This is a genomic window from Pedobacter miscanthi (assembly GCF_032678605.1).
In the GTDB taxonomy this organism is placed as follows: domain Bacteria; phylum Bacteroidota; class Bacteroidia; order Sphingobacteriales; family Sphingobacteriaceae; genus Pedobacter; species Pedobacter miscanthi_A.
The window spans coordinates 222,107-246,025 of record NZ_JAVTSU010000007.1 but is presented as its reverse complement, the minus strand read 5'-3'; the positions used below and the strand labels follow the sequence as shown (position 1 = coordinate 246,025).

At 41.1% G+C, this 23,919-nt stretch carries 12 protein-coding genes; 2 read left to right on the top strand and 10 right to left on the bottom strand.

Annotated elements, in window-relative coordinates; translation table 11 throughout:
* The first annotated feature begins 3 nt into the window (after nucleotides 1-3).
* A complete protein-coding gene (locus R2R28_RS12705; RefSeq protein ID WP_316826065.1) occupies nucleotides 4-1,218 on the top strand; it encodes a hypothetical protein in 1,215 nt (404 codons plus the stop codon).
* Nucleotides 1,205-5,548: a hypothetical protein gene (locus tag R2R28_RS12700; RefSeq protein ID WP_316826064.1), complete on the top strand. Its 4,344-nt coding sequence runs from the start codon at nucleotides 1,205-1,207 to the stop codon at nucleotides 5,546-5,548. Before R2R28_RS12705 ends, R2R28_RS12700 begins: the two co-directional genes overlap by 14 nt.
* Before the next feature lie 49 nt (nucleotides 5,549-5,597).
* On the opposite strand, the gene R2R28_RS12695 is transcribed toward R2R28_RS12700, so the two are convergent.
* The 10 genes from R2R28_RS12695 to R2R28_RS12650 all read right to left on the bottom strand — a co-directional run bounded on the left by R2R28_RS12695 (nucleotide 5,598) and on the right by R2R28_RS12650 (nucleotide 23,224).
* Nucleotides 5,598-8,987 (bottom strand): caspase family protein, encoded by a 3,390-nt coding sequence (locus R2R28_RS12695; RefSeq protein ID WP_316826063.1) that lies wholly within the window; start codon nucleotides 8,985-8,987, stop codon nucleotides 5,598-5,600.
* A 5-nt stretch (nucleotides 8,988-8,992) separates the two neighbouring features.
* Nucleotides 8,993-9,718: a hypothetical protein gene (locus tag R2R28_RS12690; protein ID WP_316826062.1), complete on the bottom strand. Its 726-nt coding sequence runs from the start codon at nucleotides 9,716-9,718 to the stop codon at nucleotides 8,993-8,995.
* 345 nt (nucleotides 9,719-10,063) lie between these two features.
* Nucleotides 10,064-10,894, bottom strand: a complete 831-nt coding sequence (locus tag R2R28_RS12685; protein WP_316826061.1) for a hypothetical protein — start codon at nucleotides 10,892-10,894, stop codon at nucleotides 10,064-10,066.
* Between the two features lie 37 nt (nucleotides 10,895-10,931).
* The gene (locus tag R2R28_RS12680) at nucleotides 10,932-11,558 is read right to left on the bottom strand and encodes a hypothetical protein (protein ID WP_316826060.1); all 627 of its coding nucleotides are present in this window, start codon (nucleotides 11,556-11,558) and stop codon (nucleotides 10,932-10,934) included.
* A gap of 232 nt (nucleotides 11,559-11,790) precedes the next feature.
* Nucleotides 11,791-12,591: a hypothetical protein gene (locus R2R28_RS12675; protein ID WP_316826059.1), complete on the bottom strand. Its 801-nt coding sequence runs from the start codon at nucleotides 12,589-12,591 to the stop codon at nucleotides 11,791-11,793.
* A gap of 6 nt (nucleotides 12,592-12,597) precedes the next feature.
* A complete protein-coding gene (locus R2R28_RS12670) occupies nucleotides 12,598-13,287 on the bottom strand; it encodes a hypothetical protein (protein WP_316826058.1) in 690 nt (229 codons plus the stop codon).
* 46 nt (nucleotides 13,288-13,333) lie between these two features.
* Entirely contained in the window at nucleotides 13,334-15,958 is a 2,625-nt protein-coding gene (locus tag R2R28_RS12665; protein ID WP_316826057.1) for an AAA family ATPase, read from the bottom strand.
* 173 nt (nucleotides 15,959-16,131) lie between these two features.
* Entirely contained in the window at nucleotides 16,132-18,504 is a 2,373-nt protein-coding gene (locus tag R2R28_RS12660; RefSeq protein WP_316826056.1) for a restriction endonuclease, read from the bottom strand.
* Between the two features lie 301 nt (nucleotides 18,505-18,805).
* Entirely contained in the window at nucleotides 18,806-21,715 is a 2,910-nt protein-coding gene (locus R2R28_RS12655; protein ID WP_316826055.1) for a TonB-dependent receptor, read from the bottom strand.
* A 249-nt stretch (nucleotides 21,716-21,964) separates the two neighbouring features.
* Nucleotides 21,965-23,224: a 6-bladed beta-propeller gene (locus R2R28_RS12650; protein ID WP_316826054.1), complete on the bottom strand. Its 1,260-nt coding sequence runs from the start codon at nucleotides 23,222-23,224 to the stop codon at nucleotides 21,965-21,967.
* Nucleotides 23,225-23,919 lie beyond the last annotated feature (695 nt).

The following is a 23,919-nucleotide window of genomic DNA, read 5'->3' as shown; positions in this document are numbered from 1 at the left end:
TCTATGAATAATCCGGTATTGATAGAGTTGTTTGAAGAGATCAGAAATGATAAGAGCTGGCTCCATCCAAGCTTGGATGATTTTTTACTATTGCAGACCCTTTTACTTTCAAAAAAAATTACAATCACTGGTTTTGAAGAACTAACATTTATTTTGAAAACTCTATGGCTGAAATCACACGAAAGTAAAGACCTAAGTAAATTTAACGCGCTGTTGTTAAAACGCAAGACGGCGTTAATAGAACTTGGAGAGGCATTGCTCACCTGGAATGAGCATCCCGGATCTCATAATGCTCCGGAAGTCGCATCAGAAATAAGCCCCCCACAGGCTTCTGAAAAAAAAGAATCTGACATCAGCCAGCAACACAAACAGGACAGCGGCGAACCCGCAGAGAATCTTGACCAGGATACATTGAATGATACTGAAGACGAAGTGGTAGCAAGTTTCAAAATGCCGGATAACAATAGAATCACTGCCGAAATGGAAAAAATAAATTCACTTGAAAATTCCACTAACGGTTTTTTGTTCACCAAAGGCTACTTCCCGATCCATAACCGGCAGCTTCAGCACGCATGGCGTTCGCTGACTGCCAATCTACCCGGGATGTCAAATGAGGAAATTGATATAAACGCAACTATTTCTTCAATCACCAATAAAGGGTATTTTTCAGGTTTTAAATACCTGAGAAAAAAAATCAACAAAATTCATCTCTATATCCTTTTGGACCAAAGCGACAGCATGATCACTGTCGAAGAATTTGGTCAGGAGCTGATCATTTCCGCAAAGCAAACAAAAAAATACCCAAATCTGACTGTAGGGTATTTCAATAGATTACCGATAAAAAGTGACGGTTCTCAAGAGTACCTTTTTTCGGATGACTCGGGAACAAAATATCAATCCCTTCAATCTTTGTTCAAGGGTTCCCACCAATCGGATATTGCCGTTATGATCTATAGTGATGCCGGTGCATTAAAGAGCGTTTACGATAAAGACAGGTTAGAAGCGACTATTGAATTCACTAAAACCCTCGTGCAGCATTGTGCCTACATGGCCTGGTTAAACCCAGCGCCACGCGATCGTTGGATTGCAACTAATGCAGAAGGAATTGCCGCTCAGATCCAAATGTATGATACGAGCAGGGTCGAGTTCGAAGCAGCTGTCAATGCCTTAAAAGGAAAAACAACACTAAACTTATCAGAAAAGGATGCTGCCCGTTAATTATAATGACCTATCGCTTTCCGGTGATGCACAGCTCAGGCTGAATGCTTTCAATGAAAAATATTGCCGGAATGACAATGGCTCAGGCGATCACCTGGGACATCTTATTTTAGCCTGCCAAATGGCATTTCCCATGGTGCTGACCCCAAAGATGAGTAACCTTCTGTGGCTTAATTTTGGGCATTATCCCAATATATATGGCACAAAAAGAATTGAAAATATTGCGGTAAGCGATATACTCTTTTCTTCATTGTGCAGGCCATTATTAGGCAACCAGTTTGAGGTAGTTCCAGAAATAAGAACTTACCTTCTTTTTTTGCTTCATGACGGTAAATGGCTTTCTGAGCATAATATATTGATGTTTGGCAAGAACCGTTTGGAAAGCATTGCGAGCTTCTTGCTTGCCTACCTGGCCGATAAAAGGATTTCAAAGGAAAATAACGACGCGGGATTCAGGGACCTGAACAGATATGCAGCGTTAGCCTACCTTTCGCCAGAGCTGCTTTCTGTAAATCTCGCAGAAAGTCTCCAGGCAACATTCGCAAACACCGGCGGAGAAGAACTGGAGACCGAACAATTAAGGCTGAATTTAGTCATCAAACGTTTTCAGGAACAGATTTCTTTAAAGCTCAATCATAAAAATAAAATTTATAAAAATCTGGATCCGCTCATCAAATTTAGCCTCGCCAACAAGGAAAGGCTTTTCGATGGACCTGCAAAAGTGGTTTCAGATCTATATTATTCCATCGGCAAACAGTATATCGGAGAAATGCAGGCTGACAACGGCATTCAGCTACCGGTAAGAAGTATAGACAGTAAAAGATTACTGCGCAGAAAAAACGAGGTACAGCGTATTTTCACCATTTTTGTCTCCGTTAATTACATCGAACAGAATATAGGAAATTATTTTGACCCAAAAATTCAGATATGGGAAGGCTTTAAGCATATCTTTGAAAGACGAAAAGACTTTGAACTAATAGAAAGTTTCATGCTGATTAATCAGGAAGCAACTTTTGATACTTTTCTTTCAGGTCTTTTAGATGCCTGCGAAAGAATCCATCCAGAAGATGTTCTACTTATCTATTATCACGGAACAGAAGCACTTGACCGGGAAGATTCCATCGCTTTTGCAGACGCCAAAGGATTAGTAGAACGGATCAAACGAAAGGATTTTATCTATGCCACAAACAAAATTTTAAAGGCAGGCAACGTTTCATCGGTGTTGATACTGGACTTTCCGATCAAGGATATCTCGGCATATAAGGATGCAGCAAAATTTGTTTTGAGCGCTACAAACATTGATCCAATGCCATTTGAACGCCAATATCATAAAAGCGGGATTTTAGAACATATGAACAGTGTCCTTGGTCAACTTGGAACACTTCCCTCATACAGCGATCTAATGCTGCTCCTAAACAGGTCAGCAGCTGACCAAAGCAATGGCGATCCTCTTAAATTCCAGCTCTGGACAAAAGCAAATAAGGATACTGTACTGCTTGATCAAAAAATCCGAAAAAAAGACTTTTCCAAACATTTTATGACGTTCAACAAGGGTGGTGGGTTTTGGGAAGTGATCCAGGAAGAATTTATCGATGTACTATTAACTCGGGATATCCAGGTATTTGAATATTCTGGAAAGCAGGTTGAAGTTTCAGGCGAAATTTTTATAAGGGATTATAGCATGCGCGTTGACGGAGACCTCCAAAACCTCAACCAGGAAAAAGTCTATCTTGTCCGCCCCAGACCAATTGCACTGGATTATGTAATTATTTATAACAACAGTGACAGCGATCTGGAACGCATCGAAAACAGTCTGTTCAGAAGATTTCCAGATGCCCGGTTCAACCGTTACGGCATGTTCAATTCTGTAACTGCAAATGGCTATAATCATGATGAGCGAGATAACCTAACAGAACGGGTTATCCTGGAATTTGCAGTTGGAGAAAATAACGAGATCCTGGTTAGCTTTGAGCAAAAAAAAGAATCAATGCCGATTGAAGAATCTATCTTCGCTACCACAGAATTGAAGGAGATCAGGGAAGCCATCAGACAATTTTCCCAGTATGCCTATTTATCAAACCTGAATCCTATTGGCCAAAGGCTGGGAACGGCATCTCCACCACCATTCATTTTTGGATGGCTCAAAGGGCAACAGGTCAATGGGAACGACACCGATAACAAAACACTCATTTTTGACCAAAATTCGTATGGGATCAAAAATGGACAACTTAATATAAATCGTCTTCGTCTGGAATTCAACGAAAGCTTTCAGGGACCGGTTTATTATGATCTATATGTTCTGTTGCCAAACTTTCAGGTTTTAAAGCTTCAATCCGGAAAGTTGAATGAAAAAACAACAGGCAGTAAGCGGATAATCGAAATAGATGTAACCGGATGGGCCGACTTGCTTATTGACTACAAACAAATTATAAAGTTCAAAACCTTATTCTCAACTGAACCGATCGTGGTAGACTTCAGCCAAAAAGGGGTTAGTAAGCATCTTTTAAAACCCAGATTTAACTATACCGAACAAGTAGAAACTTCCTGGGGCGAGCCTTTTAACTTTAACCTTCAGGCAAGAAACAAATTTAACTGGGGCATCGAAGCACACTTTATGCCCGACTTGATCAGCATGCTTTCAAGCGGAAGACAGAATACGGATGAAAAAACTGAAAGGCTCAGTTTAGATCATTTTAAAAACCTTTTAGCGCTGATCAGTGAAAATAATCTGGAACATGGGGATATTAACGGATCAATAAGGACACTGCTCCAGAAAAGCAGTACACACCGACCAAATAAGAGACATCTTGATCTAGAAATCCAGCAGGCCCTATTTGACTATATCAACAGAAGGCCTGAGGGCATTCCATCTTACTTAACTTTGGATGGTATCTGGGGACCCGTAAGTGAAAGAGCATTGGAACAGTTTACCTATCAATTCCACATCGTCGGGGCCGAAAACAGGGATTATCTTCTGTTACAGAAAATCCAGGCGGTTTTAAGCAGATTGATAACTATTGAAACCGTTGAAACTTCAAAACCCGCTTATGCACAGAGGCTGGAATACTTTACCTTTAATAACGGACTGCCCCAGTTATACTTTGCTGAAGATGATGAACATCTTAAGGTGTATGATGCGATAGACCATAGAAGACGCGCTGTTTTTAACCGGACAGTACCGGTAAAATACCTGAAAGATTTCTGCAGGTGGTATTATCTTTTAAAAATGGGCAGCAAACTATTTCTTGACTCAATTCCGATATATTTTAGTGTTACCGGGGCGGGCCCTCAAGTTCACCAAGAAACGGAAAGCCTTAATAGCCTTTATTTCATAGAGCCGGACACTGAACTCGTGTGTAACTACCGTGAAGTCAGTATTGATATCGATATGGCTAATTTTGATTTCCCGGTATTTCAACTTGGCGTCTTTTTTTCATCAAGGTGTTTACCTAAAATCATAGTGGGAGAAAAATATAGACGTGAAAATTCTCACCAGGATTTCATCCGTTATAATGCAGGCGATTTTTACAACAATCAGGACCAGCATTCTTTTGAACAACAGGTGGTCAGGTTTGAAACAAAAGCAGATTTCTTCAAAATATTTATACTACGCAGTCAGGAATATTTCCTAAATCTTATGGATGCACCGCATGACGAGGTCCTTAACCAACTCTGTCATCTGCCTAATGCAGACATTATTGCTGTGAGAACAGTCGGCTTGGATATAAGCCGGGAGAGAAAAGATTTCCAGGTGATAAAACCTTACAATCAACAGCGCATTTTGGTAGCGGGAACAGGCGGCAGACAGTTATCTCCAATTGAAGAAAGGATGGCAAGGGCGATCGGACAACAATTGGCGCTTGAGGGATATGGTGTGATCGGCGGAGGCTGGCCGGGTGTTGATGACATAGTAAAGGATGCCTTCCTAAAAGTCTTTATTGAAAATGGAGACATAGACGAGGAAAGGCATATTACCTTGATTGAATCTGGACAAAAGCGTACAGGTCCAACTGATAGGACCGATATGTTGCAACCTAACCAAAGTTGGTATTATGAGGCAACACAACGGGCAGCCGCAGTAATCCTGATCGGGGGAAATGGAGGTACCTACCAGACCTATGACGCCGCCAGGGAGAAAGGTTTAACAGTCTTACCAGTGAGGGATACCGGTGGCGACGCAGAAAAAATTTATTTCACAATGCAAAAGGAAGGCCTGCTATTGGGGGCAGGTCCACTTGGACAGCTCATCCCGGATGACACAGCAGCGGAAGAAATAAGCAAAAGAATTATTGAACTTATTGAACAATCAACAACACCGGCCAGGCAATAAAAGTCCCGGCATTGTTAGATGCCGGGAAAAAACCAAACCATCATTAGTATCAAATGAGTGTGGTGAGGATTGATAGTACTTCCCTGTTGTTAAAATAATTCATGTGATCTGAAGGCACAACATAAACAACAGGTTTAATCAACCATTCGGGCTCTTCTTTGAAGGTTATGATACTTTCATCACTCACCGCAATATCGTTGGGAAGATGAAAGAGCAGCCTGTCCAGCCCCGCATAAACAGAATTTCTGATCGAAGCAGAAAGACAGCGTTCTATAAGTTGTGAAGCCTGTCCGTACGCTGAGATAATGTCCCGGGTATTTCCCGCGATTACCACATAAGGAATTTCCGGATCTTTACCCTTGTTCAGATTGCCATAAATTCCATCCTTCGCATCCATTTCCTTTAAAGTTACCTGCGCCCCTTCAACCAATTTCCCAATTCCGGAAAGCAGGAACATCCATGGTTTGAGAAGAGATGCGCCATTAATGGCATAGGTGATCAGTGCAGCAGCCAAATCCCTTACATCCGCCCAGGGCGTTCCATTGTTGGGCGTACCCAACATGATCAGACTGCTCACCACCCCAGGATTACGCTCGATCATGGACCTACTGACCAGCCCGCCCATTGAGTGTGCAATTACCGTTAATTTCTTCCCATGGCCAACCCCAAGACCGACCGATTTTAATCGGTCAAGCAACAGGTTTGCCGTCTGCTGTATCGGGGTATTTAGGTTCTCATAATCGAAAGCCAACACCAGGTCGCTGCGCTGTTCCAGGGTCTGCATGCCTTCCCCCGGCATTTTTATACACTTCACCATACCTTCTGTATCCCCGATGATCCCATGGATAAAAAGAATGATCGCGGATGAGTCTTTCACCAGATTTTCTATTTCAATATGATCATCCATATAGTGGACATTCAGCGCTGAATCCACACAGACTTTTGCAAGCCGCGTGGTTTCACCACGGAAACCGAGCTTTTGGCCGATTACCTTCTGAAAATAAAGTTTGATCGAGCCCCAAAAGCTGCGCTGTGTAACGGCATGGTCGGAAGCGGTAGGCTTAGGCAGTATCTCTATAACAATATCACCATTGTTGTCCATATATCCCAAAGGAAAATACAGCCCGGTCTCACTATCAAAACCGACGGGCAAAATATTCGAAACCTCCATATCCCGTTGTTTATCAATGGAGAATACCAGCGGGTTATCCCTATCAACATATTCCAGTCCCGAGATATTGTAAAGTTCAATCACATCCATCAAAGATGTACTGCGCTGGGAACCGGTAATATCCAGCGGCTCCATTCCAAATGCCGAGTTTAACAGTGACGGTCCTTGGATTCCGTCCGCGTTACGGGAAGTAAGCTGCGAACTGTTCAGACTTGCATCCGCCCTAAAACCTGTATGGCCCCTAATTTTTAAAATACCAAGCTGTTTTTCCCCATCCCCGATTGCCACCCCATCCAGCGGCTGGCTAATAGTAAACCCTAATGTTTCGGTATACCAATACAGACCTGAGGGCTCATTGAATGGTCTGGAGGCTGCACCCCTGCCATTTACTATAGCTTTTAGATTTTTCTGTCCCGGTGCTTCAGTCAATTTCACCCCAGGCTGTGTTAGCCCGTCAGTGCTGATCTGTTCTACTGCAACAAATAGCTTTATATATTCTGTAACCTCAGTGTAATTCAGTTCACGTATATGCTGATCGATCCCTAGATAAATCAGATCGGAACCTGGCTGTCCTAAAAAAGTAAGCCACTCTGTCTTCCCTTTAGCGATTTCGACAGGTGAAAAAAGATTACCGGTAATCGCATGATCAAAGCCGAGATAGGCACTGCCCACCCAAAGTCGCTCTTCACTGTTATTGGTAACTGATACTTTTATAACCGGCTGGTGCCAGTCTTTGCCTTTCTTTTTATAATAAACTTCCTGTACGGAATTTCCATTACCGATCTTCTCAAAGCCAGTGGCTGCCATAGAAATATTGTCAATAGACCTAAAGACATTTACAGTATAAGGAAGGTTTCCTTTTTGATTGCCCGTACCTTCCAGTTCCCTGAGATAGAAACTTCTGGCAACGCGTTCTGCGGAATCCAGAAAACTTCCGAGATTTAAGGGAGATAGGTCAAAGACCGGCAAAAATAAAGGTACACTTCCGCCGCCCAGGCTTAAATAGATTTCATTCAGATCATTTTTTCCGATCACAAAACGTCCTGTTTTGTCATCCTCGAAAGACAAACAGGTCTGGGTACTAGCGGCAGCATTAAAATCTGATGCAGATGGAAGACCTAAACCTGAGGGAACCCCCACGGTAAACTTTGAAGGCTTTTTTCTGATCACTTCAGCAGACCACACCTCATCGATCCCCCCAAGCCGGATATCATTATTAAGTCTGGAAACACCTGCAGAAGCACTGTGTAATACCTCACATATAATACCTTTAGAAGTAACTACCTGATCTCCCGGATTTAGGTTATGAATAGGCCCTGCATCAATACACCATCCCATTTCAATCCTGTCATAATATACCTTATAAGCAGCCCCACCAATAAGTGACTTACCCAAAAAAATCCGGTCTCCATCAATACCTGTCAATTTACCGTTGGTATTTAATCCGGGCAGTTGATCATCCACAACATTGTTTATCTGTATCCCGATCCGCTCAACCAGATCACGGTAACTGATACTTCCCCCCGTGCGGTAGAGCTGTTCGATCAGAGAAAAGGTAAACGCCCCACGGACTTTCCCGCCTATTGGCAGTTCTTTTGCCGTCTGATAATCTCTGCTTGCCGCCAGATGGATGTGATCGCCCTGGACAGAACGGATATACGCTTTCCCGTCGCGTTCGCTCAAAGGATAAGCAGAAAGCCCACCCACCTTCTCATCAAACCCCAGATACCCCTCTACATCTTCTGGTGCATGCCCCGGCTCACTGCGCATCATCCGCTCGGTAACGTCTTTGCGCGTCAAAAAGGATTTTGTGACCGTACCCGAATGACAACAGTCAGTTATTGCCACAAAATTGACTCCTGGCCTTTTCTGCAAGGTTCTCCAGATCAAAAAACCAAGCTCCCTGTCCATCAGATCCTTCCCACCCGGCTCACGGCTATCGATGCACACCAACGACTGAACCAGTCCACTGGCAGACTGAAAGACAATAGGCGCATCCGAATAGGATCCATGTCCACTGTAATAGAACAGGCACTCATCCCCTTGCTCCGCCTGCTCAAAAAAATCGAACGCCGAAATAATATTGTTACGGGTCGGTCCCCCATCTTCAAGATCGGTTACTTTTTTAATCTTCAGCACCGAACCTGGCAGTCCTCCGTAAAGCTTTGTAAGACACTCTGACAAAGCTTCAACATCATTCAGACACCCATTAAGAGGTGTGGACTGGTAGGCATTTATCCCCACCAGTACCGCGTATATGTTTGCCATACTCTTTAATCGCTTGAGAGTTCTGCTTCGTTGAACGGCTGCACACTTAGTTTTATCACTTCGCCTTTTTCTACCACTGACCTAGGACCGATATGGGTAGCAGATAGCCAGGGTGCAACAATGCCCACCAGTCTGTAAAGTGGCGTAAGGTCCTTCTGCGAGATATACTTTAAGGTACTCCCCTGTTCGTGGGCAACAGTAAGCCCAAGGGAAGAATCGGTAAGTTTCAAAGACCCCGTGGCAACTCCTGCTTTTGCTTTCAGCTCCAATTTGACATTACTGCTGTTGGAAATGATTATTGTAGCCGATCCGGCAGTAATCAGTTCAGAAATGATCAACCAATCCTTGTTCCAGTTGCCAGCTTTGTACTTTTCCAGTATCTGTTTTTCAATTGCCCCAAGGTTTGTGATATGCCCCGTTTTGACATCCCCCGCCTGAAAAACGATACTTTGATCACTTTTAAAATCAAAGCTAAAACCCGCATCAGCGTCGGTAAGTACACTGCCAGCGGCCGGTACAGAACCTGATAGTTTTGTACTGATCGTCACCGAGTCGCTCGAGGTATAATCTAACTCACCAGTAGAACCTTCTTCGGTCTCAACCGGGATTCCCTCTTTCTCGAGGGAAGAATAAACATTGAAGACCCCGAAGCTGTCCAATTTTCCGACCTGACCAAGTTTAAGCGGTTTTCCCGGATCCCAGGTCGCACGGTAAGCAGTTTTCCTGCTCATATGCCTTAGATAAAATTTAGCTGGTTTTGACATAATTGCTTTTTTATAATATGTTTAATTGATTAAGGTCGGTAAAGGATAAACAGAACAGGTAGGTCCAGTATGCAACCGGGACATGTAATTAAACTGGACATGGATTTATTTTAAAAAAAATTAAGCCCAATCATTAGCCTCCGGAAATCTAAAGTAACAATAACCAACTAAGCATCAAATACTTATTACTGGGTATTTTTCATTGGTAGTTTATTCTTTTGTGTAACACCTACACAGGCCTGCCACCCAAGCGCCCAAACTAAGATCACGGCTATTATGCCGCCCATCCCCAAACGCCTGCCCATAGTAAAATCAAACAATCCGCGAAATCGATTTTTGATACAGATCCCCGTCAATCCTTATTTTCTCCATAACAATTCCTGTGAAACGGCCCTGGACAAAATGGTCACAAAAATAGTTATGGTAAGCTGCCGACCATGCATATTTTTCAAACAACCGGAAGTTTGTCCGGTAAAGTTTTAGGTTGTCAATTATTGGCTTACGGTGTGCCTGCAATTCTCTGATTATCTTTTTTTTGGGATATCCACGGTCGTAAAAAAGGATAAACAGATAATTAATAAAATAAACCCCGTCGATATCCACAAGAAATAACTTATTCTGCGGGGAAGATCCCGAAGGGGAATAATAGTTGATGTGTTTTTTTACCATCTCCACAACATCGGCAGAGAGGATTACCCTTGGATTCACAGCACTTTCCGACTCCATTTTATAGGCCTCAACCAAAGCAGGCCCCAACACGACATGATTATCCATATATAGATTGCTCATACTAATAGCGCCCCTTATAAAGATGTCCGATTTAGCAAAAGAGAACTGGATATGGGAAAGCACCTCGAAAATATCACCCAGTTCAACTTCCCCGAACTGATCAAACCACGGATGGCCAAAAACAAAATTATCAGTAAAGATCTTGAGCTCAAAAGACTTAAAACCCTGCTTGCCGGATAGATCATGATTTGATTCTATATGGGCCAGTTCCTTTTTTAGCACCCGCAGATATTTATTAAAATAACCAAGATCATTCCGCATAATCTTCTGGCTAAAGCCAAGGATGTCAAGATAAGCACAAAAACTCATCCTGAACAGCTGCTGTCCCTTTACACTTTTATATATTTCCTTCATAGAATATCATTAAACAATTATCTACCAATATCAGCTCTTAAGCAAGCGCAACTTCCCATATCAGTACCCTGGTCTCAGATTTTATCTGCTCTGCCATCAAAATTTCATTAAAAATCAGATCGCTTACAATTTCTCTTTTCATAGGCTGGAAGACTTTTAAAAACCGGTGGTCGAACTGGTTGGTCTTTTGCTTCAGCTGATGCTCAATAATATCGTTGCTGATCCTATAACTGGAAGGAAAACGCTCAATAATATTACTTCTGATCTGATGCCCGAGCATTTTATGATCGGCCACACATATGAACAACCCCTTGGTTCCGGTGAAGTGGGCCTCCAGGGATACCCTTATCATATCATTCAGCATCTTGACCGCCCTAGAAGTTTTATTGATCGTACCATTTTCATTGCTGTTCTGCCTGAAAAGACCAAATTCTGCAGATATATTTAAAATAGGTTCCATTATCACCATATCAATCAGTGGCTTCTCCTTTCGGAAGGAGATCTTCTCCGCCAAGGGAATAAAACACTGGCCATTTATAGGAACTTCCAGCTGTATCTGTGATGGTCTCAGCGAATTTGTTTCCATGACTGCAGCAAAGAAATCATATCTGATCGTATCTTCACCTATATGCAAAAGCCTGAACCTGTCCAGTCTTTCCTGCAATAATTTTTTATAGTTGTTAAACAGTGTTAACAAATTTTCATCAAACCCGTTCATATCAGTGGAGCGTATTAGTTTACAAATAATTTACCATCATTAAAGAGCATCCATCAGAACAGGGCGCAATCCTACCTTGGTATAATCAGTTAAAATGACCTAATGTTCTTTTATATGCTAAAAAAAGTGCCTTACTTATTATTTCTGCAAGATCTTTTCGTATCCGGTTCTTCAGGCCCTATGAAATATAATTAGTAAGTGGCTCAATAAATTTATCAAAGTCAAATACCGGGAGATTCTTAAAAGAGCCATGTAAGCCACTTACCCGTTTTTCCTTAATATCGGTTGTATCAAACAGTGGATGATCCTTAAGTATTTTCAACAAGGAATAAACCATAGCCTTTTCCATAGCCACTCCGTTTTTGAACACATCGATAATATCCCAGAATTCAGGTGAACCTACCAGTTCAGGAGTTTTTTGTTCATCATCCACTAAACCATAAAATTCAGGAACTGCTGTCTTTTTCATTAGTACAAAGGCGATCAGGTACCTGAAGTCGCCTTTTTTTCCTTCCTTGAGTGCCTGATGTAAAAAGAATTTCTTTTGGTTCAGCGGAATCTGCATCGATCTGCTCAACTTCGCTGCATCCCTGACATCCAGTAATATAAGATCGGTGATTTCAGTGGCCTCCGCTGCATCCATGAGTCCATGGGCAACCTTATTTCTTAGCAAACGGAACTTAAAAGAATAATATTCGTGGTTGAAATGGTAATCCAAGTACTTTTTCATGATGTTGACTTTTTCCTGAAAGCCCATGCCCAATACTTCATTTTCCGAGGTTCCGAGCGCGATACATATATCATGAAAAATCCCTTCTATGATCGTCATGGCTATACTGGAAAAAAGAATTCTTTTATTGTCCCGGTAACCTGCCAAAGCCTCCTGGATCGTTTCCTGCCTGGAATAAAAAAAATGATTCAGTCGGCATTCTTCCTCAAGTTCATTTATTACCCCTTCATCCGAAATGTAGGATTTCAAAAAAAGCTAAAAAGCAGGCTTATCACTGTCGAACATTCTTTCCACGTTCTTATAATAGCGTAAAACAAATTCGCCAAATTTATTACTGATCAACGTCGGATAACTCACTTCGTATCTTGCAGGATTCCAGGCGTACCCATAAGGAATAGAGTTTAAAAAACTTCCCCTGGAAAGTGAATCCGCCTGTTGACGGGAATAGAAAAATATATCGTCTTTAAGGAAATGGATCACCTGCTCCCGTGCCTGTTGGTTCAGATTCAGATAATAGCTTAACACCGGTTTATCGGATTGTGATCTTTTGGAATCCTTAGCCGCGTTAATATCATTGAGCTGGTTTTCAATTTTCTTAATCCTCCCATCAATTTCCTTAAGATGGAATGAGGCCATTTGAAACTGTTCTACAAGGATCTTACCAAGCTCTCTATCATAATCAAAAAAAATATTTGTAATTTTTTCAAAAAAAGCAGTCTCATCCCGGGGAACCTCTTCGCCTTTTTCCTTCGTGTTTTTCAGATATAGCGATCTGATCTCCTCAAATCCTTTTTCTTTCTTCCAACCGAAATAACGTTCAAGAAATGCTCTTCCAAGTTCAGCCAGGGTCAGCCTATAGATAAGGCCAGACTTATAAAAATAATCAATATCTCTTGAAAATGAGCTCACCGGCTCAGTCATGAGGTTGGGTTTGGACCGGCTCATTTATTTAAAATAAAAGTTATAAAAATCGAGTTATTTAATAATTATCCTACTTACGTCTTTTCCTGATGTCAGTTATCAAAGTCTCCAAAGCCGTTAGATCCTCCAAAAATTCTGATGAAGGTGGCGGCTCCTGCATGAGTGTGCCAGCAGAATCATGGCCTAAAAAATAAGTTGAACACTTACCCATATTCTCATCTACCTTTTGATAATCCATATCAGTGATATCTGTAATCTTGGACAACCGTTGGGTCTGGATCTCTCTTCCAAACCGCTGAATCGCACCGTTCAGCAATACCTCCTCTACAAAACGTTCCCAGGTTTCCCTCAGTTTACCGTAAAGATGCTGAACATTTACACGGTAAACTTCCTCAGTCTGCGTGCGCTCGATTTTTTCGAGTTGTTGGTACTGGTTTTTTAAAATACCGATTCTCTTTCCCACCGGCAGGGCATCCCACGGCGGATTCACCGCAATAATACCTGTTTCCTGTTTTTTCCTTGTCAAACTCTTGATATCAAGATCACTTCCCTGTTTTTCAGAGTGTTCCTGTAACATCAATAAAAAAGTAATGTCGTGGGTAAATACAATAACCTGTCGTATTTTCGCTTCCGTTACGATACGCTTTGCAATCTTGTCCCGCCACTTATGATCAAGCGAACTTACCGGATCATCAAAAATTATAGTGCTCTTGTGCTCAGAGAGCGTCAGTTCGGATAGAAAAGTGGAAAGCGCAATGCATCTATGTTCCCCCTCACTAAGGATATCCTTCAAGGCCACCCCATTTGCATTAGGTTCATTCAGGCGCAGATAGTGATACTGCTTGCCTTTAACACCTTTAGTTTCAGTTTCAATTTTAATGTTGCGAAACCCCATCCCCTTAAGCTCTTCCTGAAACTTCTCCCTCAGGTTCTGCGTAACATAGGTCGAGGCAAGCTGATTGCTCAAAGTGGTAACCGTACGGGTTGCACATTGAGCAGAGCATGTGGCCAGCAGGCCAACCTTCTTCTGCCTATAGATTTCCCTGGCCAGTTTTGGCCTATAGTCAAAGATCTTTTTACTGTTCCTGAGTTCATCAAGAGCCTTTTCATTTGTAGCAATGAGATCGGTGATCGACTGGGTCTTCAGTTCCTCTATATCCTTGTCAAGCTTCGTAATTTCCTCATCTATCCTGGTCTTACTATTTTCAGTCAGGACCGGCGCCTTTAATGCATCAAACTTTTTCCCTGCGGTTATTCCGGCTATCAGCGCATTGCGCTGGGCTTCAAGTTCCCTAAGATATACAACCTGCGCAGCCTGGTAACCGTTCAGCGCCCCCTCCAGTTCAGTAGAGGTCGGCTCCTGATCTGTAAAATCAAAAGAAACTGCATTTATTTGCTTTACCAGCGCATCGTAAGTGATTTTAGCCTTATTATGTTTTTGCTGGGTATCATGCTGAACAAAGTTCTCAAATCCCAAAAAACGCGCCTTTGCATCAGCACTTAAGTCCTGGAAGCACAATGGGCACTTACTGTCCTCACCCGTTTCAGGGAATTCACCCGGGCTCTGGTCCCCGTTATAAAATTTACGCGCACTTTCCCATAACTGCTTCCAGGAATCCCCTCCTACACCTGCAATAGGAAGGCCTGAAAAAGCACCTTCCGAAGAAAGGCGGAGCGTTTCCTGGGTGGTAAGAAACGTATTTACGGTGCTTACGATCCCATCAAGTTTATCCTGGGAGATCAAAACAGACTCCAAAGCATCAAACTTGTCTTTCAGTACCTTATAACGCGTGATCTTAGCCGCATTTGTCACTATGGTTTTCTCGGGATCAGTCGCCCTCAAGGTTGCAATGATCGTTTCAAGTTCCTTCTCACGGGCAGCCAAAACCAAGTTCCATGTACCTGAACTTCTAAGATCATCTAAAGTAGTATTCTTATTGATTGAAGACAAAAATTTGCCGGCAGCTGAATTTTCATCGATCCCAAGCAGGGAAATATCAAATTTTGAGCCGTTCAACTGCACGATTTCAGCATTGAATTCCCTGTCTATCTGCTGCAGGACAGCAGACAGCTTTTCCACATAAGAAAGTCCCTGGGGAATAAAAGCAATCTCATCCTCACCCGCGATATAATGATGTGCACTGGAGGTATCAAAGACATCAACCCCTTTGAGTGCATCCCCACTAACTTTTCCATTGACAAGGGACACCGAAAGAAATACCGTACCATCGTCAGAATATTCCACATCCGCTTTTTTGTCCTTACCCTTGCTCAACACATCATAGACATTATCATTTATCGACGGTTTCTGGCCACGGGTATTGCAGACATGTTTCAAAATACTGACAAAACTGGATTTACCTGCACCATTATCCCCGTATACAACAGTCATTCCTTTATCCGCAAAATCGAGCGAGCTACCCAAAGAAAGCGCATTTATATTATCTATATTATGGATCTTACTGATAATAATATCCTTATCCGAAGAAGCATGGTTTACAAAAGCCCGCAGGGAAGCAAAATCGACCGCAGGGAATGTTTTATTCGATAAGCCTACCTCAGAACGGCAGATTTCCTTGAGATGGCCAATATCAGCAGCAGTCAGGGTATTGTTCCGGATCAGCATATCGATACCTGTCTGCCAGAATTTTGACTTGGTTTCTGCCCAGGTGATAATATCAGTTAAAATATTCATTTTTAAGAGAGTTAAATTAATATTGATAAAATAGTGTTGGAATCGATTGATAGATAGAACCTAAAACAACATTCCTTAAAGTGCTAAATGTAGACCAATTTTATTATAATATATTACAATTAAAGCTTAAAAATCATGATTCTTCTGTCCCGTAAGTAATGGATTTCGGATTGTTACTCACCATCCTCTGAACCGGTTCCTATCACACCCAGGTCCCATCCAGCTGTACTAAAAAGAAGATCTATGGCCCTGACCTGCTGCGCAGGGTTCAGTTTTGGATCCTTGAACAAAGCAGACCCCGGTTGTTCAAGCTCAGCATTTTTCCTTGCCAGATTTGTCTGAACTTTTACTTCCCAAAACTTCAAGTCCGGTTCCTTATGGTTATTGTATTCTTCAGAAGATCCCAAAAGTATCTTTGCCAGGCTCTCATGCTGCTCCTTCAATTGCGAATAAATGCCATTGACCATTGAAATGTCCTTTACCGAATCCTCCCAGACCATTTTAGACAACTTCTCCCTTTTTTCGGAAGTTCCTTCCAACATCCCCATTACCAGACCGTTCCCATGATCAGAGCTTTTATAGTCCTGATAATCCAATCCATATATTTCGAAAACCACTGGGATTTTTTTTGCCAGCGACTGCTCGTCAATCGATTTGATCAGCGCCTCTATGATCACAAAAAAATTCTCAACGATGAACGCCCTTGTCATTGGGGAGTCCCCGATATTTTCCAGCACATACATCAGGTTTTCCCTAACCCACCATACCGAAGAAGAAAAATCGATCCTGCGCAGATAATCCAACAGCAGCCCGTCAACTGAAATATCGCGGCAGTGCCTGCACAATACTTCAAGTATTGATCCATTACTGCTATATTCCCTGTACTGGTCAAGCGACTGTACTGCACCAGAAGCAATACGATCTTTGAGAATCTCCTGCAACTCTTTCTCCAGTACCAAGGGACTATTTTCCACATCAAAAAGCTTGAGCTGCTCCAGATACACAATACTGGCGAGGACACCTTTTTTTTCCTGATAAGAATCCTTTAGATAAGCAGCAAGGTAGTCCGAAAGCGAAGGGTTGATCAGCTTAAATTCCCGTACGATAATATCCTCTTCCATAAAAACCCTTTCCTTGACAAAAGACGAGGTGATAAAACCTTTCAACAAGCTGATAATTGAATCATTGTAATGGTTCGCCTTTATAACCTGGTTATTCTCACTTTTCTCATAAGCCAGCCTGCTTTCAAAGGCACTTCTCAAATGGACATCCTTCATCCCATAAGGGCGTGTGAAAAGCGTGAGCAACAACCGCTGATCGAAATAGCTGATCTGGTTAAAAAATGAACTGCTCCAGATTTTTTCGGGATTATCAAGGTTGGCAAGCATAAAATCCCGGTACGCCTCCAGGCCAAGGGTATTGACCGTAACTGGTTTTGTAATGCTCTCGATGATACGGGGCGTATAGTTTCGGTGCGCAATGATTTTCTTGTAAAACTTATCCGTGGTGATCGCCGATATCGCCTGCCCACTGAGTCCCCTGGTGTAAATGTGGTTATAAAGAATCTGGCCCTTCTCATAATCCGAATAATCATCAAGCCGAAGCTCAAACTGAAGCCCCGAAATATCAGAGTTACTGATTTTTTCAGACCGCTGGGCCGCCTGCGAAAGGATAACAGTCCGGGTGGTGAGCACAAGATACTTGTTGGGCGTCGCCTTGATTCTATCCACAAAGGCAGCAAGTGCTGCCTCATGTTGGCTGCCCGTAGTCACAAGATAATAAATCTCACCCAAGAAATCATCATAATAAAACAACTGCTTTTCTTCATCATCCCTTGAGATAGCCCGCTCAGCCTCCTCAATATTATAAACCTTGAATATTTTATACCCCGCCCTGGCCCTTGCAAAAAAAAGCACATCGGCCAGTGTTGATTTTCCTATGCCCGGCTGCCCGGAAATCAGCAGAAGTTTCTCCCTGTCCAGAATCTCTGCCGCCTCGTCCAATTTTTTTGTCAGCACATAATACTTGATGCGAGCTTGTATCTTATCCACATAAGCCCTAGTCCTACCCTCCACAGCATTATTCAATATCGATTTTAATACCGATGTACTCGAAAACCACAATTTAAAATGGTTCTCCTCAATCTCCGGATAATTCCTAAGGATATCATTTATAGTAGAATGGCCGATAACATCATCAGCGGTTAAAATAAATGGGGACATTAATTCTTTGATTTCATCAGCCTGCCCAGGCGTCAACGGCAAAGAAGTAACGACAATGTACCTATCAGGTTTAAGTTTAAGCACCTTGGGAAGCTCATTGTGCAACAGTGTAAATTTCAGCTGAGCATACTTGGAATGATTATAATGTTTTACCTGAACAACAATTTTATTATTGTTATCACTACTGGCATATCTTAGATCAATCCCCTTATCCTTCCCATCCTTAAAGCTCCTCAGCCCGAGATCAAATCCCTTATTGAGCACATCAAGTGCAAGAAGTTCAAATTCCTTATCATTCAGCGTGGAAAAATTATAATCATTCATTCAGTATCAATCAAAAATATTGCTCATTAAAATTACAATTGGGCCGTTCCAAACCAGCAAACCAAATCAACACCCACAATCAGACCGGAAATCCATGAAACAAAAAATCTGACTGGTAAGCTTCCGGCCTTGAGTTACAACTGGCACTGCCTACATAAACTCCGTTAATAGCGGCATATATTAATTTAGATAAAGAAACTACCGTACGACTGGATATGAGAGCAGGAAAACGAATATATGAAAAATCCCCATATCAAAGTACCGGTTTCCAATAGAATAAACCCCTATCGGTATTTACCATTTACCGGCCGAATTTACGCGGATAATAGGCTAAACCAAACATAAAATACTGTTGTAATACATTATTAAAACCAAATGTTTGGACGTTTCTATTGGTGATATTAACCACATTTTTGTTTTGCTTTAACAAATCCAAAGCAGACAACTTAATTTCAAAGTTTTCCCCCCGCATAAAGCGGTAAGTCAGGCTGGCATTCCAAATGGTATAATTTACAGTGGATTGGTTTTCAGCTTTATTGGTATTCAAATCAACATTAGTACTCCATGTCAGATTTTTCGGAAGTTGCAAGCTGCCACTAAAGCGTGTATAGTTATTTTGTCCACTGTACTGGCTGTCACTTGATGTTTGCACATTTTTGTATAAACTTAAACCTTCTTTGACATTTATATTTACTATATCCAAAAAACTATAGGATAACTCTACATCAAAATTGTTATTTTGATTGTTTGAACTTATCAAGTTTGCATCCAGATAAAGGGGAGTATGATAACTATAATGGTTGTACCAAATATTAAAACGGTAAGTATTAATTTTATTGGGGCTGTAAGATTTTCTAAAATAAGTGCCCATGTGCCAATATTTATTTCCTTGTATGTTTACTTTATAATTTATCATCCGGCCAATGATGTCGTAAAAAACACTGTCTGATATTTTGTTATCAGAAAAATTACCATCCAGGCTGAAATCTATTTGGTAAGGATTTTTTGATTTCCTGCTTTCCAGGCTGGTTTTCCAGGCAAAACTTTTTATGTATTCTGGCTTTACCGCCAGGTTACCTTTTGGGATGTACCAGACATTGGCGCTATCTACAAGCGGGGCAAGGTGATCGACACTGGGGTAATTTACATAGGTATTAAAATTTAATGCACTTTTTATCTCGAAACGTCCATACTGATGGTTATTGTAACTTATCGATGAGTTAGGGATAAAATTGTGATATTGGTAACCAAGATTTTGCTGGCTTTGGGCAGCTAAACTTTGCCAGCCATAATATTGTACTTTAGCTGAAACCGAAATATCAAGACTTTTGTTATACCTGTTGGTAAGCCCATTATAAAAATTTTTACTAAAATTCAATTCGGGCTGTATATCCTGTACCCTTTCGCTGCGAATATTGGTCAAATTCAGATTTGTCTCCCTTTGCTGCGAACTGGTAACGACATCAGATACCAGATCATTTATATCGTTTTTATTGAAAGCTAAAGTACCGCTTAAATTCATCTTGATTCCTGCCAGATTCCCGAAACCAAATAATAATTTTCTTAAATTTGGATACGTTATATTAAACGTATGTGACATATTTATGCTTTCCCGATCGTACTGCCTATCGAAAAACTTGTCTGCCCCGGGATCGACAGCGGACAATATCGAAGACCAGTTGTTAAGCTCATTTCTGTGCCCATCGTAGGCCAGTCCATAACCAAGGCTAAAATTGTCCAACAGGCTCTTTTTTCTTTTTTTCTTCCCATCAATATCCAAATGCTCCTTTTGGTAATTGAACTGAGCGGAAAACACGATTTTCCTATATAAGTCCTGACTGGTTATCAAACTCTTATGGTTACCCAGTTGCCCAATGGTCCCCGTTCGGGTCTGCACACCTATATTCTGGCCAGTATTATTAGCCTGACCTATATTTGCATCACCCGAAATGGTAAGATCGAAAATTTTGTCCTGATGGGCATAGTTAACTGAAATATTGTTACTTGTGCCGATATTTTTATTCTGGCTGGTAACACTATTACTTAAAATACTATCAGTTTTTAAAATAATATTATTAAGTATGGTATTTTCTATAGTTTCGTTGTTATTCTTAAAAAAATAATCAACCGTAAGCCTACGGCTTTTCCTATCGCTAAGCTCCGGTATGAAGTCATATTGTAACCTCGTAGCTGCGACCGTACTGAAATTGATACCTGCCCTTTTAAAATCAGGTTGGTAATCCATATTGTTCCCATCCCCTTTAAAACTATTGAACCGGATCAAAGTATTGATATCATCCGCAGTCCTGTTGACATTATTGGATGCTCCAACAGTATTTATCTGTAGTTTTTTATTATAAACGCCAAGCATGCCATGTGCGGCAAACCTATCTTTGGTGCCATATCCAGCACTTAATTTACCGAAGTAGCCGTTTTTTTTATCATCTTTTAATTTAAGGTTGGCATTTAAGGTAGAATCAAGTGGGTTTTTTTCATTTGGACGGCTATATATTTGCACCTTATCCAGTACTTCTTTAGGCAGGTTCTGGGTAGCAGCGGTAAAATCACCACCCATAAAAGGCTTACCATCAACCAGTAGAGAATTTATTTTCTTACCGTTATAGGTAATATCACCATCTCCCCAGACAACCATCCCCGGCAGTACCCTGATCAGATCTTCCGTTGTTGCATTGACATCCAGTTTAAAAGCCTTGGGATTAAACTCCAGGGTGTCCCCGTTCATACGCACAGGCGCTTGGGCTGTTATATTTACATCCTCTAAGTTATTTGACTGATCACTGCTCTGGAACATATAGATCCAATCGAAGTCTATTGTACTTTTATCTGCATGAAGATTGAATATCTTTTTATAAGGCGTATACCCTACATGGGTAATGATGAGCTTTAATGGTGTATTTAGAGGTAATTTCCCTATGCTGAATTCGCCAAAATTATTAGGCAGAACAAATTTCAAAAGGCTGGAATCAATATTTTTATAAACAGAAACCGTTGCGCTGCTCAATACATATTTATAAGTACTGTCCTTTACCCTTCCCTTTATCGATCCCAATATTGATCTGAGGGTATCGGGACGAATCTTCACCTCAATTTCCTTGTCATCGTTTCCCCAGGACTGGGCAATTGTGATATCTGTCCAGATCAGAGAAATCAATAACAGCAGTATATATTTCAAGTAAATTCTAAACTTCATTGAATGTTTTTATATTCTTATACCATAAAACGGGTTAAAATTAACGCGCAAGCCATACGGTTTACCCAACAGAGACCAGAAGGAAAAAATATACATAACGGGATAGCTACACGAATTGAAATTAAAGACCTTAAAAAAAAGCAGATAAACCACCAGCATTAAACGCCGAGCGAAAAATCATCCTCACCACCTTATCACTCTTAATTTTCTTCCGGATGATAAGCCTATCAGATAATAATGCCACGGATTTTACTCCTTCAACTTCATCCGCACAATAACGGGATTACTTTTTCGGTTCTGGGTTTTAAAATAGTCCTGCAAGGTAGCTGGGTACTGCGGCTTTTTATCCTTTGTCGCCTCCAATGAAGCAAACATATTAAAAGATGAAATATTGGAGTAGTAAACACCTTTTTCGAATTCATTAAGCCCCTCAACCTTCATCCTTTCATTGAAAATAGGCAAAAAATAATTACTTCCGTCCCCAACGAGGCGTTCTAACGAAACCAGTTTCTCAGTAGTGGTATTAAAAATAAAATTATACTGGTGCTCAATTTCCGATCCCCCGCTTGAAACATAGACCCTAGGGTTTATCTTGAAAAACAAATTATCACCTTTATAAAAAATATTTGATACGTTCATAATTTTCAGAGGATCTGGATTCAGGAAATATTTCTCTGCAGTAGCCTTTATCAGCTCCTTGTCATGCGATGTCAATATTTCCTTTGCAAAAACCCTTTCCCGGGGGAACACAAATTGGAATACCGGCTTTGCATCATCCTTATCCACATGATAAACCTTATAATCCAGGGGAGTAGAAATATAAAACGCATTTCCGTCTACCCTTTCAGGTAACATTAAAAAACCATTAATAGCGCAGATTGCCTCGTTTTCCTTTTGGTTGACCGGCAATAATGACTTATACAGAATATCATTTTTATAGGTCTCAAGGCGGTATACAATGCTGTCTTTTACACTTTTTAAATTGGGAATAAAACAGCCGTTCGCTAATGCAAAATAGCCATTCCCAAACGGAAGCATTTCGGGATTTTTCGAAGAGCTGGGTGCTTCATTATTATTATCGATCAATTTACCCGATTTACTATAATACTTCTTTTCCCGGGTATGGGAAGACCTGGCCCCACGCGAAAACTCGATACAATTTAAGTTATTGTTAAACTCTATATTTTCTCCCACACTCTCTGCTTTGCCTTTTATCTTTGTGATAAACTTACCCAGCAAGGTGAAAAAATATACACTATGGGTATCTGCATCATACACAACAAAACTGCTATCTGTCACAATAAGCCTGGTCACATATCCCAGCATACATTTTTTGCTTGTCTCTAAAGGAATGTATTCAACCTTCTCAAAATACTCCGAAACCGTACCCCCGTAAGCCTGCGCCGGATTTATGCGAATCTTGGGCAGTTCCTGCGCAAAAGCACCAACAGTTAAAATAGTTGACATCAAACTATAAAACATTAGCCTACCGATATTATTTTTTTTCATTAATTTCTAGGTATATAATTTCCGGACAGCCTGCACAGCCAATATGTTCAATTTACCATTGTTATAAACGAGTGCAAAAGGCAATTTTTATAAGGTGTAGGTAAGTGGTCATTATGGAGCATCATACGCAGTATTGCCAGCGCAGATAAAATGCGAGACAACAATCCTGTATTTTTTTCTCCGCGAAGCTATTTTTGATCTTAAAATAGAGCACGGCCATAACCAAACCCTGTTTACAAACTTCAGCAGGTAAATACAACAGCTTTCCATTTCACAAGCGCTCAAGACCTATCCTACAAATAATCAAATCGGAATACCAAAGCTATAAGGCCAATGCTGCTTTCTAATTAAAAACTGGGGATTTGAATGAGCGTTTTTCATATTGGTTAATTCAGTACCCACAAATAATGGGTTATCTTAGATGATTGTTTCTTTTACATTATGTTCCGCAATTTAATCCCAAAACAATTTCACAGAAATGGAGGGTTTACCCCAATTGATGGATAATCCGATCATGCTTGGTTTTCCCTAAAAGTGTACCGGTTTTCATTCCAATTGTATACTTCGCTTTTGCCGTATGACCTTGATTGAACCTTAATATAAAGGAAAACATGCTCTATTGGAAAAGCTATTTTAAATCAGGACAAGGAATTGCCATAAACGGACCGTTTTCTCCGTAGTACTGATCTGAACCT

Excerpts from the sequence above, each read along its gene's own strand:
- R2R28_RS12705 (WP_316826065.1), top strand. The coding sequence starts at position 4 with ATGAATAATCCGGTATTGATAGAGTTGTTTGAAGAGATCAGAAATGAT.
- R2R28_RS12700 (WP_316826064.1), top strand. The coding sequence starts at position 1,205 with ATGCTGCCCGTTAATTATAATGACCTATCGCTTTCCGGTGATGCACAG.
- R2R28_RS12695 (WP_316826063.1), bottom strand. The coding sequence starts at position 8,987 with ATGGCAAACATATACGCGGTACTGGTGGGGATAAATGCCTACCAGTCC.
- R2R28_RS12690 (WP_316826062.1), bottom strand. The coding sequence starts at position 9,718 with ATGAGCAGGAAAACTGCTTACCGTGCGACCTGGGATCCGGGAAAACCG.
- R2R28_RS12685 (WP_316826061.1), bottom strand. The coding sequence starts at position 10,894 with ATGAAGGAAATATATAAAAGTGTAAAGGGACAGCAGCTGTTCAGGATG.
- R2R28_RS12670 (WP_316826058.1), bottom strand. The coding sequence starts at position 13,287 with ATGAGCCGGTCCAAACCCAACCTCATGACTGAGCCGGTGAGCTCATTT.
- R2R28_RS12665 (WP_316826057.1), bottom strand. The coding sequence starts at position 15,958 with ATGAATATTTTAACTGATATTATCACCTGGGCAGAAACCAAGTCAAAA.
- R2R28_RS12660 (WP_316826056.1), bottom strand. The coding sequence starts at position 18,504 with ATGAATGATTATAATTTTTCCACGCTGAATGATAAGGAATTTGAACTT.
- R2R28_RS12655 (WP_316826055.1), bottom strand. The coding sequence starts at position 21,715 with ATGAAGTTTAGAATTTACTTGAAATATATACTGCTGTTATTGATTTCT.
- R2R28_RS12650 (WP_316826054.1), bottom strand. The coding sequence starts at position 23,224 with ATGAAAAAAAATAATATCGGTAGGCTAATGTTTTATAGTTTGATGTCA.